This window comes from Enterobacter sp. SES19 (assembly GCF_011765665.1).
Taxonomy (GTDB): Bacteria; Pseudomonadota; Gammaproteobacteria; order Enterobacterales; family Enterobacteriaceae; genus Enterobacter; species Enterobacter pseudoroggenkampii.
The window spans coordinates 1381576-1396509 of record NZ_CP050320.1; the positions used below are offsets into that span (position 1 = coordinate 1381576).

Annotated in this window: 15 protein-coding genes and 3 tRNA genes; 9 read left to right on the forward strand and 9 right to left on the reverse strand. The window is 55.3% G+C overall.

Annotated elements, in window-relative coordinates; genetic code table 11:
- Positions 1-8 precede the first annotated feature (8 nt).
- From pal to pnuC, 7 genes are all read left to right on the forward strand, one after another.
- Positions 9-530: a peptidoglycan-associated lipoprotein Pal gene (gene pal, locus GXP72_RS06490; protein WP_003858578.1), complete on the forward strand. Its 522-nt coding sequence runs from the start codon at positions 9-11 to the stop codon at positions 528-530.
- A gap of 9 nt (positions 531-539) precedes the next feature.
- The gene (cpoB, locus tag GXP72_RS06495) at positions 540-1331 is read left to right on the forward strand and encodes a cell division protein CpoB (protein ID WP_024908792.1); all 792 of its coding nucleotides are present in this window, start codon (positions 540-542) and stop codon (positions 1329-1331) included.
- Between the two features lie 161 nt (positions 1332-1492).
- Positions 1493-1568 (forward strand) — tRNA-Lys (locus tag GXP72_RS06500).
- 146 nt (positions 1569-1714) lie between these two features.
- Positions 1715-1790, forward strand: a tRNA-Lys gene (locus GXP72_RS06505).
- A 146-nt stretch (positions 1791-1936) separates the two neighbouring features.
- Positions 1937-2012, forward strand: a tRNA-Lys gene (locus GXP72_RS06510).
- Between the two features lie 191 nt (positions 2013-2203).
- Positions 2204-3247, forward strand: coding sequence for a quinolinate synthase NadA (gene nadA / locus GXP72_RS06515; RefSeq protein WP_008501105.1), 1044 nt, complete (start codon positions 2204-2206; stop codon positions 3245-3247).
- A gap of 22 nt (positions 3248-3269) precedes the next feature.
- A complete protein-coding gene (gene pnuC / locus GXP72_RS06520; protein WP_024908791.1) occupies positions 3270-3989 on the forward strand; it encodes a nicotinamide riboside transporter PnuC in 720 nt (239 codons plus the stop codon).
- On the opposite strand, the gene zitB is transcribed toward pnuC, so the two are convergent.
- Complete coding sequence (zitB, locus tag GXP72_RS06525; protein WP_208763628.1) at positions 3986-4924, reverse strand: CDF family zinc transporter ZitB; 939 nt, start codon at positions 4922-4924, stop codon at positions 3986-3988. The genes pnuC and zitB overlap by 4 nt on opposite strands.
- A 105-nt stretch (positions 4925-5029) precedes the next feature.
- Entirely contained in the window at positions 5030-5410 is a 381-nt protein-coding gene (locus tag GXP72_RS06530; RefSeq protein WP_090417763.1) for a protein YbgS, read from the reverse strand.
- Between the two features lie 304 nt (positions 5411-5714).
- Between GXP72_RS06530 and aroG the strand changes: the two genes are divergently transcribed.
- On the forward strand, positions 5715-6767 hold the full coding sequence (aroG, locus tag GXP72_RS06535; protein WP_024908788.1) for a 3-deoxy-7-phosphoheptulonate synthase AroG: 1053 nt from the start codon (positions 5715-5717) through the stop codon (positions 6765-6767).
- Positions 6768-6828: 61 nt separating this feature from the next.
- Here the strand turns inward: aroG and gpmA are convergent, their stop codons facing one another.
- From gpmA to modE, 7 genes are all read right to left on the reverse strand, one after another.
- Positions 6829-7581 carry a 2,3-diphosphoglycerate-dependent phosphoglycerate mutase gene (gene gpmA, locus GXP72_RS06540; RefSeq protein ID WP_023310804.1) on the reverse strand — a complete coding sequence of 251 codons (753 nt, stop codon included), beginning with the start codon at positions 7579-7581 and terminating at the stop codon, positions 6829-6831.
- Between the two features lie 206 nt (positions 7582-7787).
- Entirely contained in the window at positions 7788-8828 is a 1041-nt protein-coding gene (gene galM / locus GXP72_RS06545) for a galactose-1-epimerase (RefSeq protein ID WP_048992120.1), read from the reverse strand.
- On the reverse strand, positions 8822-9970 hold the full coding sequence (gene galK / locus GXP72_RS06550; protein WP_032649494.1) for a galactokinase: 1149 nt from the start codon (positions 9968-9970) through the stop codon (positions 8822-8824). The genes galM and galK overlap by 7 nt, the downstream gene beginning before the upstream one ends.
- Before the next feature lie 4 nt (positions 9971-9974).
- Complete coding sequence (gene galT, locus GXP72_RS06555) at positions 9975-11021, reverse strand: galactose-1-phosphate uridylyltransferase (RefSeq protein ID WP_061715735.1); 1047 nt, start codon at positions 11019-11021, stop codon at positions 9975-9977.
- A gap of 9 nt (positions 11022-11030) precedes the next feature.
- Complete coding sequence (gene galE / locus GXP72_RS06560) at positions 11031-12047, reverse strand: UDP-glucose 4-epimerase GalE (RefSeq protein WP_048992115.1); 1017 nt, start codon at positions 12045-12047, stop codon at positions 11031-11033.
- Between the two features lie 201 nt (positions 12048-12248).
- Positions 12249-13721, reverse strand: coding sequence for a molybdate ABC transporter ATP-binding protein ModF (gene modF / locus GXP72_RS06565; protein ID WP_208763629.1), 1473 nt, complete (start codon positions 13719-13721; stop codon positions 12249-12251).
- Between the two features lie 67 nt (positions 13722-13788).
- The gene (gene modE, locus GXP72_RS06570; RefSeq protein WP_032649488.1) at positions 13789-14577 is read right to left on the reverse strand and encodes a molybdenum-dependent transcriptional regulator; all 789 of its coding nucleotides are present in this window, start codon (positions 14575-14577) and stop codon (positions 13789-13791) included.
- A 127-nt stretch (positions 14578-14704) separates the two neighbouring features.
- Here modE and GXP72_RS06575 point away from each other — a divergent pair, with 127 nt between their 5' ends.
- Complete coding sequence (locus GXP72_RS06575) at positions 14705-14854, forward strand: AcrZ family multidrug efflux pump-associated protein (protein ID WP_008501118.1); 150 nt, start codon at positions 14705-14707, stop codon at positions 14852-14854.
- Positions 14855-14934 lie beyond the last annotated feature (80 nt).

Below are 14934 nucleotides of genomic sequence, written 5' to 3' on the forward strand. Positions count from 1 at the left end.
TCATAGAAATGCAACTGAACAAAGTGCTGAAGGGGCTGATGATCGCTCTGCCTGTAATGGCAATCGCAGCGTGTTCTTCTAACAAGAACGCAAGCAATGACCAGAGCGGCGAAGGCATGATGGGTGCCGGCACCGGTATGGACGCGAACGGCAATGGCAACATGTCTTCTGAAGAGCAAGCGCGTCTTCAGATGCAGCAGCTGCAGCAGAACAACATCGTTTACTTCGATCTGGATAAATACGACATCCGTTCTGACTTCGCTGCGATGCTGGATGCGCACGCTAACTTCCTGCGTAGCAACCCATCTTATAAAGTCACCGTAGAAGGTCACGCGGACGAACGTGGTACTCCAGAGTACAACATCTCCCTGGGTGAACGTCGTGCTAACGCTGTTAAAATGTACCTGCAGGGTAAAGGCGTTTCTGCTGACCAGATCTCCATCGTTTCTTACGGTAAAGAAAAACCTGCAGTACTGGGTCACGACGAAGCGGCTTACTCCAAAAACCGTCGTGCCGTACTGGTTTACTAAGAGAATTGCATGAGCAGTAACTTCAGACATCATCTGTTGAGTCTGTCGTTACTGGTTGGAATAGCGGCCCCCTGGGCCGCTTTTGCTCAGGCACCAATCAGTAGTGTCGGCTCAGGCTCGGTAGAAGACCGGGTCACTCAACTCGAGCGTATTTCTAACGCTCACAGCCAGCTTTTAACCCAACTCCAGCAACAGCTCTCCGATAACCAGAATGATATTGACGCTCTCCGCGGGCAGATTCAGGAAAGCCAGTATCAGCTTAACCAGGTTGTGGAACGTCAGAAGCAGATTTTGCTGCAGATGGATAGCCTGAGCAGCGGTAGTGCAGCACAAGCACAGCCAGCCGCGGGCGATCAGAGCGGTGCAGCGACATCAGCTCCGGCTGCGGATGCTTCTGCTTCAACAGGTGCGCCTGTACAGAGCGGTGACGCGAATACGGACTACAACGCGGCCATTGCCCTGGTGCAGGATCAATCTCGTCAGGATGACGCGCTTGCTGCGTTTCAGAACTTTGTTAAGAAATACCCTGATTCCACTTATCAGCCAAATGCGAATTACTGGCTCGGTCAGCTGAATTACAACAAGGGTAAAAAGGACGATGCGGCGTTTTATTTTGCCTCCGTGGTAAAAAACTACCCGAAATCGCCAAAAGCGCCTGATGCGATGTACAAAGTGGGCGTCATCATGCAGGACAAAGGCGACACTGCGAAAGCCAAAGCGGTTTATCAGCAGGTGGTCTCTAAATTCCCGGGTACCGAAGGTGCTAAGCAGGCGCAAAAACGTCTGAATTCGATGGGATGATTACCGCATGACCAGAAATCGCGTTATTTCTGGTCGTGCAGCATGATTCGTAAGCAGTTAAGTGATCTTCATCGAAATTTTTGTTGCGCAGAATTCTTAAATCAGTAATATATGCCGCCGTTGCCACGGGATATCAAACAACGTGAAAACAGCGTAAAAGTGGGTCGTTAGCTCAGTTGGTAGAGCAGTTGACTTTTAATCAATTGGTCGCAGGTTCGAATCCTGCACGACCCACCAATTTTAATATCTTACTCAGATATTAAACGTGAAGGATAACGTTGCTTTAGCAACGGCCCGAAGGGCGAGGCGAAGCCGAGTCATCCTGCACGACCCACCACTCTCCGGTGGTACCGAGTAAAAATCTTCGAAGTCAACACCCGAATGGGTCGTTAGCTCAGTTGGTAGAGCAGTTGACTTTTAATCAATTGGTCGCAGGTTCGAATCCTGCACGACCCACCAATTTTAATATCTTACTCAGATATTAAACGTGAAGGATAACGTTGCTTTAGCAACGGCCCGAAGGGCGAGGCGAAGCCGAGTCATCCTGCACGACCCACCACTCTCCGGTGGTACCGAGTAAAAATCTTCGAAGTCAACACCCGAATGGGTCGTTAGCTCAGTTGGTAGAGCAGTTGACTTTTAATCAATTGGTCGCAGGTTCGAATCCTGCACGACCCACCAGTGTAGAAAGGCGCCCTAAAGGCGCCTTTTTGCTATCTGCGGTACAACAAATGCTCCGCCCATCTATTCCCGGTGACTTTTCACTCCAGATTCGCTATCTTGTTTAGTATACAAAACACAATTGCCACGCGTTTTGCTATGTCAGGCAAAAGAAAGGCAATATTGTTAAGCCAGTAAAACGAGAAGCCATAATGAGTGTGATGTTTGATCCTGAAGCCGCAATCTATCCGTTTCCGCCAAAGCCTGTCCCGCTGAGCCAGGATGAAAAGCAATTCTACCGCGAGAAGATCAAACGTCTTCTTAAAGAGCGCGATGCGGTAATGGTGGCCCATTACTACACCGACCCGGAAATTCAGCAGCTGGCTGAAGAGACCGGAGGCTGCATTTCTGACTCACTGGAGATGGCACGCTTCGGTGCACGACACCCCGCTTCCACGCTACTGGTTGCTGGCGTGCGTTTTATGGGCGAAACGGCAAAGATCCTGAGCCCTGAAAAAACCATTCTGATGCCCACGCTTAACGCGGAGTGTTCGCTGGATCTGGGCTGTCCGATTGACGAATTCACGGCCTTCTGTGACGCCCACCCTGATCGGACCGTGGTGGTTTACGCCAACACCTCTGCGGCGGTAAAAGCGCGGGCCGACTGGGTAGTCACGTCGAGCATCGCCGTTGAGCTGATTGAACATCTGGACAGCCTGGGAGAGAAAATTATCTGGGCGCCTGACCGTCATCTTGGAAATTATGTCCAAAAGCAGACGGGGGCTGACGTTCTCTGCTGGCAGGGCGCCTGCATCGTGCATGATGAATTCAAAACCCAGGCGCTGGCGCGCATGAAGGCACTTTATCCTGACGCCGCCATTCTTGTTCACCCTGAGTCACCGCAGTCAATTGTCGACATGGCGGATGCCGTGGGCTCAACCAGCCAGCTTATCAATGCGGCCAGGACGTTGCCTCACAAGCAGCTCATCGTGGCGACCGATCGCGGTATCTTCTATAAGATGCAGCAGGCCGTGCCGGAGAAAGAGCTCCTTGAAGCGCCAACGGCGGGTGAGGGCGCAACGTGTCGCAGCTGTGCCCATTGCCCGTGGATGGCGATGAACGGCCTGAAGGCCATTGCCGAAGGGCTCGAGACAGGCGGTGCAGCACATGAAATCCATGTGGATGCCGCTCTGCGTGAAGGGGCGTTGATTCCGCTTAACCGCATGCTGGATTTTGCGGCTACACTACGTACTTAATTCAACACGCCGCGGAGAAAAGATGGATTTTTTTAGCACACATAACATTCTGGTTCATATACCGATTGGTGCAGGTGGCTATGACCTGTCATGGATTGAGGCCGTTGGCACACTGGCGGGATTACTCTGTATCTGGCTGGCAAGCCTGGAGAAGATCAGCAACTATGCGTTCGGGCTGATTAACGTCACGCTGTTTGCGATTATCTTCTTCCAGATCCAGCTTTACGCCAGCCTGCTTTTACAGCTGTTCTTCTTCGCCGCTAATATCTACGGCTGGTACGCGTGGTCGCGGCAGAACAGCCAGCAGGAGGCAGAGCTGCAGATCCGCTGGCTGCCCTTGCCGAAAGCCATCGCCTGGTTCGTCGCCTGCGTGGTGGCCATTGGCTTAATGACCGTCTACATCAACCCGGTGTTTGCGTTCCTGACCCGCGTCGCCGTTTCGGTCATGTCCGGTATCGGCCTGAACGTGACGATGCCAGAGCTGCAGCCGGATGCTTTCCCGTTCTGGGATTCCTGCATGATGGTGCTGTCGATTGCGGCGATGATCCTGATGACCCGTAAATACGTTGAGAACTGGCTGCTGTGGGTCATCATCAACGTGATCAGCGTGGCGATCTTCGCCCTGCAGGGCGTCTATGCGATGTCGCTGGAATATCTGCTGCTGACCTTCATTGCGCTGAACGGCAGCCGGATGTGGATTAACAGCGCGCGTGAGCGAGGCTCTCACGCGCTTTCCAGCTAGTGGTGATGATGATGTGAATGTCCGGACTGCGCCTCGTTAAGGTGGCAGTCCGGCCCGTTACAGGGCTGATACTCTATCTGGATGGTGGAGTGGCCAATTTCGTAGTGATGCTCAAGAAAATGCTGGATGCGTTCCAGCAGCGCATCATGGTCGTGAGGCGGGATCACCTGGACGTGCAGTGTCATGACCGGTTTTTCCCCCACCAGCCAGACGTGCACATGATGAACATTGCGGACTTCCGGGACTGAACGGCGCAAGTTGCGCTTCAGTTCGTCGATATCCATGGATGCCGGTGCCCCTTCGAGCAGTTCATTCACGCTCTCCTTCAACAGCCGCCAGGCACTGCGTAAGACCAGACACGACACCAGCACGGACAGAATCGGATCGACAGGCGTCCAGCCGGTATAGAGGATCACCAGCGCGGCGACAATCGCCCCGACGGAACCGAGTAAATCCCCCAGAACATGCAGCGCTGCCGCGCGCACGTTGAGGTTCTTTTCTCCGCTGCCGCGGTGCAGAATCCAGAAGGCCAGGATATTCGCCAGCAGCCCTGCCATGGCAATCACCATCATGGTCGCTCCGGCGATCGGCTGAGGATGCCGGAAGCGCTGTACGGCCTCCCAGACGATAAGCACGGTAATGACCACCAGCGCAATGGCGTTAACAAACGCGGCCAGGGTGGTCAGCCTCAGCCAGCCGAATGTGTGGCGGGCATTTGGTGGACGACGCGCGAACTGCACCGCCAGCAGGGCGAAGAGCAGCGCTGCGGCATCAGTCAGCATATGTCCGGCATCGGCCAGAAGCGCCAGAGAGCCGGAAACCAGGCCGCCAATGACCTCGATAACCATAAACGTTGCCGTGACGCCAAAGGCCAGCATCAGTCGTTTAGCGTTGTCGTTGCCGGGAGAATGCGAGTGGGAATGGGAGTGCGCCATGTCTGCTTTCCTGATGTGTTATTGTTTTAGTGTAGCGTTTTTAATAGGTTACTCCAAAAAGAAAGGAGAGCCTGAGCTCTCCTTTTTCTGACGGTTCATAACAAATTACTGGGTGGTGCCATCAGTTTTGGTATTGGCGTCGTTACCCACTTTGTCGTTAGGGTCCGGGCATTTGCCGTCCTTACACATCGAGTTCTTATGAACCTCATCCGAACTCATATTGTCATGATTCATGGTGCCGGAACCGCTGCCGTTGGGATGCAGCATCGTGCCGCCGGTGTTGGTGTTCCCGGTATCGATCTGGTTGTTGTCGACATTATTCGGGGCGATATTCTGTTTCGCATCCGGGGCGGGCTGGCCTGCTGCCGCAGCCGCATTTGCATCCCCGTTGCTGTCTGATGTGCCCGTTTCCGCGGCCAGGACGCTGCCGCTGGCCAGAGTGAGTGTGGCGGTCAGGAAGAGGGTTGCCAGTTTTGTCATTTTCATCATGGTGCTCCTGTTCTTGTCGTTACGCTGGATAACATTCTCCAACAGTGCATCTTTTTCAGAGGCGAAAGATTCCGCCTTACGGACTTACGTCAGTAGGGAATCGCGTTTAAGCGTGTAAAATTGGTTGTTACAGTTAAAAAGCTTAGGTTAGATCTCATTTTTCGCTATTTTGTGGCGATTTTTAGGCGAATTCCAGGAATTATCTGCGTGAAGTGTAAAACCGTGTTTACACTTCCTGGTCGACAAGATAGATTGAAAGGATTGCTTTCATTACTAAAGATATGGCAGAGCTGGAAAGAAAATGAATTATCAGAACGACGATTTACGCATTAAAGAGATCAATGAGTTATTACCTCCTGTAGCGCTCCTTGAGAAATTCCCCGCCACTGAAAATGCCGCAAACACGGTTTCTCATGCACGTAAAGCGATCCATAAGATCCTGAAAGGTAATGACGATCGTCTTCTGGTGGTGATTGGCCCGTGCTCCATTCACGATCCTGCAGCCGCGAAAGAATACGCTGCCCGTCTGCTCACCCTGCGTGAAGAGCTGAAGGACGAGCTGGAAATCGTCATGCGCGTCTACTTTGAAAAACCGCGCACCACCGTGGGCTGGAAAGGGCTGATTAACGACCCGCACATGGACAACAGCTTCCAGATCAACGACGGTCTGCGCATTGCGCGCAAGCTGCTGCTGGAGATCAACGACAGCGGCCTGCCTGCGGCCGGTGAATTCCTGGACATGATTACGCCACAATACCTGGCAGACCTGATGAGCTGGGGCGCAATTGGTGCCCGTACCACTGAATCTCAGGTGCACCGCGAGCTGGCGTCCGGTCTCTCTTGTCCGGTGGGCTTCAAAAACGGCACTGACGGCACCATCAAGGTCGCCATTGACGCTATCAATGCTGCAGGTGCACCGCACTGCTTCCTGTCGGTGACCAAATGGGGTCATTCCGCCATCGTTAACACCAGCGGTAACGGCGACTGCCATATCATTCTGCGCGGCGGCAAAGAGCCGAACTACAGCGCAAAACACGTGGCAGAAGTGAAGGTCGGGCTGGAAAAAGCCGGGCTGCCACCGCAGGTGATGATCGATTTCAGCCACGCCAACTCCAGCAAGCAGTTTAAAAAGCAGATGGAAGTGGGCGCAGACGTCTGTCAGCAGATTGCCGGCGGTGAGAAGGCGGTGATTGGGGTGATGATCGAAAGCCATCTGGTTGAAGGTAACCAGAATCTGGAAGGCAGCGAGCCGCTGGTGTATGGCAAAAGCGTGACCGATGCCTGCATCGGCTGGGACGATACCGATACCATCCTGCGTCAGCTGGCGAATGCGGTAAAAGCGCGTCGCGGCTGAATTATCAGGCACAAATAAAAAAGCGCGGAAGGCTCCGCGCTTTTTTTATGTCTGGCGAAAATTACTTCGCTTTACCCTGGTTCGCGACAGCCGCTGCTTTCGCCGCGATCTCTTCCGCGTTACCCAGATAGTAGTGTTTGATTGGCTTGAAGTTTTCGTCGAACTCATACACCAGCGGTACGCCAGTTGGGATGTTCAGTTCGAGGATTTCGTCTTCACCCATGTTGTCCAGGTATTTCACCAGCGCGCGCAGGGAGTTACCGTGAGCCGCGATGATCACGCGCTCGCCGCTTTTCAGGCGTGGCAGGATGGTTTCGTTCCAGTAAGGCACAACGCGGTCGATGGTCAGCGCCAGGCTCTCGGTGGTTGGCAGCTCAGCGTCGGTCAGCTTCGCGTAACGCGGGTCGTGGCCCGGGTAGCGCTCGTCATCTTTGGTCAGCTCTGGCGGGGTGATTGCGAAGCCGCGACGCCACTGTTTAACCTGCTCGTCGCCATATTTCTCAGCGGTTTCCGCTTTGTTCAGGCCCTGCAGCGCACCGTAGTGACGTTCGTTCAGTTTCCAGGACTTCTCAACCGGCAGCCAGGCCTGATCCAGTTCGTCCAGCACGTTCCACAGGGTGTGGATGGCACGTTTCAGCACAGAGGTGTAAGCAAAATCAAAGCTGAAGCCTTCTTCCTTCAGCAGTTTACCTGCTGCTTTTGCTTCGCTTACGCCTTTCTCAGACAGATCAACGTCGTACCAACCGGTAAAGCGGTTTTCGTTGTTCCACTGGCTTTCGCCGTGACGCACCAGGACCAGCTTAGTTATAGCCATCTCTTACTCCTCAAGCATTTTTAGAATGATAACAATTCTCATTATATTGCCGTGGCCGTGCCACCAGCAACGCTTAACCCTAACCATAGCGAAAATAGTCTCTGAGTGTAAGATGCTTGTGAATCCAGGGTTATGATTTTGTCTGCGATCGGCGCTATTTTCAGCAAGGCGCGCAGAAAAAAGCCCTCCGATGGGAGGGCTGGAAATCAATGCGGAATGAAATGATACTCTGTGACGCTAACGTACTCTTCACCCGGGCGCAGCACGCAGTCCGGCTGCGGCCATTCCGGATGGTTCGGGCTGTCCGGCAGGAACTCGCTCTCCAGCGCCAGGCCTTGCCAGTCGCTATACTCTTCGTGTTCGCGCGCCGTCGTTCCGCCGAGATAGTTACCTGAGTAGAACTGCAGGGCAGGGGCAGTGGTATACACCGTCATCTGCAGCTTCTCATCCGCAGACCAGACCTGTGCGGCAGGTTGTTTCACATCACCTTTGGCCTGTAGCAGGAACGCGTGGTCGTAGCCTTTCACCTTGCGCTGATCGTCATCGCTCAGGAAATCCTGGGCGATCGTTTTCGCGCTGCGGAAGTCAAAGCTGGTGCCGCTCACGTCTTTGAGGCCCTGATGCGGAATGCCCATCTCGTCAACCGGCAGCCAGGCATCCGCCAGGATCTGCAGCCTGTGGTTACGCACGTCGCACTGGTTACCGTCCAGATTAAAGTACGCGTGATTGGTCAGGTTGACCGGACACGGCTTGTCGACCGTCGCACGGTATTCAATGGCGATACGGTTGTCGTCGGTCAGCGTAAAGCGCGCGGACGCGATAAGATTCCCCGGGAAGCCCTGATCGCCGTCAGGCGAATCCAGCGAGAACAGCACTTCCCCGTCGTTTTGACGAACAATCTTCCAGCGGCGTTTATCAAATCCGTCCGGTCCGCCGTGCAGCTGGTTCTCACCCTGGCTTGGAAGCAGGGCGTACTGCACGCCGTCGAGCTCAAAACGGCTCTTCGCGATGCGGTTCGCATAGCGCCCAACGGACGCGCCCAGATAGGCGGACTGATTGACGTACTGCTCAGGCGAGGCGCAGCCCAGCAGGGTTTCGCGTACGCTGCCGTCCGGCATCGGTACGCGGGCAGAAAGAAGGGTAGCACCCCAGTCCATCACCGTAACGACCATCCCCGCGCTGTTGCGCAGGGTTAACAGGCGATACGGCAGACCATCCGGTGCAAGGGTAGGTGTTTCGTTTAGCACTGTCCGGCTCCTTGTGATGCTTTGCAAACATAGAAGGTTTCTTTGATACCTGTTTTTGCTTCGTACTGCTTCGCCACGGCATCCTGTACGGCAGGAACCAGCTCTTCAGGCACCAGCGCAACGACGCAGCCGCCAAAACCGCCGCCCGTCATGCGCACGCCACCTTTGTCGCCGATGGTGGCTTTGACGATGTCCACAAGGGTGTCGATCTGTGGAACGGTGATTTCAAAATCATCGCGCATGGAGGCGTGAGATTCCGCCATCAGCTCACCCATACGTTTCAGGTCGCCTTTCGCCAGCGCGGAGGCGGCTTCAACGGTACGGGCATTTTCCGTCAGCACGTGACGAACGCGCCTGGCAACGACCGGATCCAGCTCGTGCGCCACTTTGTTAAATTCATTGAGCGTTACGTCGCGCAGGGCGGGCTGCTGGAAGAAGCGGGCACCGGTTTCGCACTGTTGGCGGCGGGTGTTGTACTCGCTGCCCACCAGCGTGCGCTTAAAGTTGCTGTTGATGATTACCACAGCCGCGCCTTTTGGCAGGGGAACGGCTTTAGTGCCCAGCGAGCGGCAGTCGATCAGCAGCGCGTGTTCTTTTTTGCCCAGCGCGGAGATCAGCTGGTCCATAATGCCGCAGTTACAGCCCACGAACTGGTTTTCCGCTTCCTGACCATTCAGGGCGATTTGCGCGCCATCCAGCGGTAAATGATAAAGCTGCTGGAACACGGTACCCACCGCGACTTCCAGAGACGCAGAGGAGCTTAAGCCCGCGCCCTGCGGCACGTTGCCGCTGATCACTAAATCTGCGCCGCCAAAGTTTTTGTTACGCTTCTGTAGATGCTTCACCACGCCGCGCACGTAGTTTGACCACTGCTGGCTGTCGTGCGTCACGATTGGGGCATCGAGGGAAAACGCGTCCGTCTCATTACCGTAATCCGCTGCAATCACGCGAACCTGGCGGTCGTCGCGCTTCGCACAGCTGATCACCGTCTGGTAATCGATGGCGCACGGCAGGACGAAACCGTCGTTATAGTCGGTGTGTTCACCAATCAGGTTGACGCGGCCAGGGGCCTGGATAACGTGGGTGGCAGGGTAGCCAAATTTTTCAGCAAACAGGGATTGTGTTTTATCTTTCAGACTCATTTTTTTAGACTCCTGATTCGCGATAGTGGACGTCGCTAACGGCACGCAGACGTTCTGCCGCCTGTTCCGCCGTCAGGTCACGCTGGGTTTCCGCCAGCATTTCATAGCCCACCATAAATTTACGCACCGTCGCAGAGCGCAGCAGCGGCGGATAGAAATGGGCGTGCAGCTGCCAGTGTAGATTCTCTTCGCCGTTAAACGGGGCGCCGTGCCAGCCCATGGAGTACGGGAAGGAGCACTGGAACAGGTTGTCGTAACGGCTGGTCAGCTTTTTCAGCGCCAGAGCAAGGTCGTCACGCTGCGCGTCGCTGAGATCGGTGATGCGCTGTACGTGCGCTTTCGGCAGCAGCAGCGTTTCAAACGGCCAGGCAGCCCAGTAAGGCACGACGGCCAGCCAGTGTTCGGTTTCCACCACGGTGCGGCTGCCGTCGGCCAGCTCACGGCGGGTGTAATCGACCAGCATTGGGGAACCGTTTTCCGCGTAATACGCTTTTTGCAGACGGTCTTCACGCTCGGCTTCGTTAGGCAGGAAGCTGTTCGCCCAGACCTGGCCATGCGGATGCGGGTTGGAGCAGCCCATAGCCGCGCCTTTGTTTTCGAACACCTGCACCCACGGGTAAGTTTGACCCAGCTCGGCGGTTTGCGCCTGCCAGGTGCTTACCACCTCTTTCAGCGCTTCCACGCTCAGCTCCGGCAGCGTTTTGCTGTGATCGGGGGAGAAGCAGATCACGCGGCTGGTTCCGCGCGCGCTTTCGCAGCGCATCAGCGGGTCGTGGCTTTCCGGCGCGTCCGGGGTGTCGGTCATCAGGGCGGCAAAATCGTTGGTGAAGACGAAGGTGCCTTTGTAGTCCGGGTTTTTATCCCCGGTGACGCGCGTGTTGCCCGGACAGAGGAAGCAGTCTGGGTCGTGCTGTGGCAGCGTTTGTTTCGCAGGCGTTTCCTGCGCCCCCTGCCAGGGGCGCTTGGCGCGATGCGGAGAAACCAAAATCCATTGCCCGCTTAACGGGTTAAAACGACGATGCGGATGATCGACGGGATTAAATTGCGTCATGACGGATCCTTAGTCCGGATAGCCCTGCGGGTGGCGTGACTGCCAGTGCCAGGTATCCTGTGCCATTTCATCAAGCGTGCGCGTGACACGCCAGTTAAGCTCTTTGTCGGCTTTGGTGGCATCGGCCCAGTAAGCAGGCAGGTCGCCATCACGACGCGGTGCGAAGTGGTAGCTCACCGGCTTACCGCAGGCTTTGCTGAAGGCGTTAACCACGTCCAGCACGCTGCTGCCGACCCCGGCGCCGAGGTTGTAAATATGCACGCCCGGCTTGTTGGCCAGCTGCTGCATCGCCGCCACGTGGCCGTCGGCCAGATCCATGACGTGGATGTAGTCACGCACGCCGGTGCCGTCTTGGGTAGGGTAGTCATTGCCAAAAATCGCCAGCGAGTCGCGGCGACCCACGGCAACCTGCGCGATATACGGCATCAGGTTGTTCGGGATGCCCTGCGGATCTTCACCCATATCGCCGGACGGATGGGCGCCGACCGGGTTGAAGTAGCGCAGCAGCGCGATGCTCCACTCCGGCTGCGCTTTTTGCAGGTCGGTCAGGATCTGCTCCACCATCAGTTTGCTTTTGCCGTACGGACTTTGCGGTGTCCCGGTTGGGAAGCTTTCAACGTAAGGGATTTTGGGCTGATCGCCGTAGACGGTAGCCGAAGAGCTAAAGATGAAGTTTTTGACGTTGGCCGCACGCATGGCGGAGATGAGACGCAGAGTACCGTTGACGTTGTTGTCGTAATACTCGAGCGGTTTCGCAACGGATTCACCGACCGCTTTCAGACCTGCGAAGTGGATCACCGCTTCGATGGCGTGGTCGTGAAGGATCTCGGTCATCAGCGCTTCGTTGCGGATGTCGCCTTCTACAAAAGTCGGTTGTTTACCGCCAAGACGTTCAATCACAGGCAGCACGCTGCGCTTACTGTTGCACAGGTTGTCGAGGATGATGACGTCGTGACCGTTTTGCAGCAGTTGCACGCAGGTATGACTACCTATGTAACCGCTACCACCTGTTACCAGAACTCGCATATTTCGCTCCATTGGGCTTATGGTATGTAATAACCATAGCATAACAGAGACGCGAAAAGTGTGACATGGGATAAAATAGTGGAATCGTTTACACTGTTTTTAAAGTCCGATTATCAGCCGCTGTGGGGCATTGTAGATCAACGGGATAGCAATGTCTTAGTGCAGGTTATCTGAAAAACGGAGGGCGGTGCCCTCCGGGGGTTAATCGATTTTGCTTTGCAGATAACGATACTGCTCACCGTCCGGAACAAACTCCAGCCGATGGGTGATGCAGGAGGGGGCATCTTCGGCATGGTGTGAAACGAAAAGCAGCTGCGTTTCACCTTCGCTAATCAGCACGTCCACAAAGCGGCGGATAAGCTGTCGGTTCAGCGGATCGAGTCCCTGCAGCGGTTCGTCGAGGATCAGCAGCGTAGGGTGTTTTACCAGCGCGCGAACGATCAGGGCCAGACGCTGCTGCCCCCACGACAGACTATGAAACGGTGCATCAGCGACCCGGTTGTCCATGCCCAGGATATCCAGCCACTGCTGGGCCAGCTTGTGCTGTTTGTCCGACACCGCCTGATAAATACCGATGGAATCAAAATAGCCGGAGAGGATCACGTTGCGTACCGTGGTACTGACCCGGTAATCCAGATGCAGGCTGCTGCTGACATAGCCGATATGTTTTTTAATATCCCAGATGGTTTCGCCGCTGCCGCGACGCCGACCGAACAACGTCAGATCGTTGCTATAGCCCTGCGGGTGATCGCCGGTGATGAGGCTCAGCAGCGTGGATTTTCCCGCGCCGTTAGGGCCGACAATCTGCCAGTGCTCGCCCGGATTGACCGTCCAGCTGAGGCGGTTAAGAATCGGGCGATCGTCATAAGAGACCATCCCATCCCGCAGCACGATGCGCGGCTGGTGGGAGTCAAGCGCATGGCGGGCCGACGGGGCGTCGGGTTCCGGAAGGGTAATACCATCAAGCTGTTCGCTGTGCGCGAGCTGGGCAATCAGCGCCTGCTTAAGCAGCGCGGTTTTTTCGCCGGTCTCGGTCAGGTTACAGTCGGCCAGTACGCCCGCGTGCTGGATAAAGTCCGGAATTTCATCGAAGCGGTTAAGTACCAGCACCAGGGTATATCCCTGCCGATTAAGCGACTCCAGCAGAGCAGCAAGCTGCGCACGGGACTGCACGTCAAGACCGTCGAACGGTTCGTCCAGAATAAGAAGGTCAGGCTCGCTCATCAGCGCCTGACAAAGCAGCGTTTTCCGCGTCTCGCCGGTCGAAAGGTATTTAAAGCGCCGGTTCAGCAGGGCGGTGATACCGAACCGTTCTGCCAGGCGCTGACAGCGGGCGGGGTCTTTTACCTCATCCTGAATAATTTCTGCCGTCGTACGGCCGGTATCGTCTTCGCCAGGGCTGAGTAAATCGGTGTTGTTGCGCTGCCACTCGTCGCTGACCAGCTTTTGCAGTTGTTCAAACGACAGGCGCGTCAGGCGCGTAAAGGTGCTCTGGTATTCGCCCTTGAGGAGGTTGAGCTCGCCGGCCAGCGCGCGGGCCAGCGCAGATTTACCGCTGCCGTTAGTGCCGACAAACGCCCAGCTTTCACCTGCGCGTATTGTCAAATCAGCAATCGTCAGCGTTCGGGTATCGCTAAGACGAAACGTGCCTTGCGAAATATGCAATGATGACATGATTTATCCCTGTTTTTGCAGCAATAGATATCAGGGATACGCACTGTCGGCGCGATTGTCAATGTGCTCAGCACAATGTGGCGATAATCACCCGATCTGCGTTGAACCAGGCGGTGACGACAGTACCTTCTTCTAAACCGTCCGCCTCGCTAAGCGGTATTGTCGCGCAAAGCCGTTGCCCGTCTGCCAGGGTCATCAGCACTTCGCACTGCGCCTGGCCGCGTTCGATATGGCTAATTGCGCCCTGCAGCTGGTTATCTGCTGCCTTTGCGGTGTCGGGATCGCGCGTGATATTGACCCACGGTGCTTTCAGCAGCACCAGCACCTCTTTCCCTTCGTCCAGCTCAAGGCGCTCTGCACTCTGCGCCGTTATGGCGGCTTTCAGACGGGTAGTGCCATCGGCAAGCAGGATTTCAATATGCTGCTGTACCTGCAGATTATCGCGCGCCGTCACCGTGCCAAACCACTGGTTGCGGGCGCTGGTTTGTAATGAGAAGCGGGAAATGGCGGCCAGCAAACTGTCCAGCGGAACGTCGTCGTCGTCGCTCAACACATCAAACGCTTTTTGCTGGATTCGGGCCAGCAGATCGTAAAGCTGAATAAGGCGCTGACCGTAACGTGTCACGATTGCACCGCCGCCGCCTTTGCCGCCCGTGGCTCTGTCTACCAGCGGCTGTTCGCTCAGGGTGTTCATCTCGTTGATGGCGTCCCAGGCGCTTTTATAGCTGATGCCCGCGTTTTTCGCCCCCTGGCTAATCGAGCCTGTTTGTTCTATTTGTTTAAGCAGGGCGATACGTCGCGGATCGGCGAAAAGCTTTTGCTGAAGTCGGAGTGTGAGAAGAATTTCGGCCTGCATAACAGTGTCCTGGCAAAAAGAGTATTGTGACCCAAATGGTGCAGGGCGCAAAGAGTACCGCACAAAAGGGGATGTTTTTCTCACTTGAAAGGGTAGAATAAGCTATTCACAATATCTGGAGAAAACCATGTTAGAGTTGTTGAAAAGTCTGGTATTCGCCGTGATCATGGTACCAGTAGTGATGGCCATCATCCTCGGTGCCATCTACGGCCTGGGTGAAGTGTTCAACGTCTTTTCGAACATTGGTCACAGAGACCAGGCTAAAAAGCAGCATTGATTCCCCACAAAACGCCCGGCTTGCCCGGGCGTTTTGCTCTCAAGATTTTCCCGTTTTCGCCGATAATATTTAACGTATCA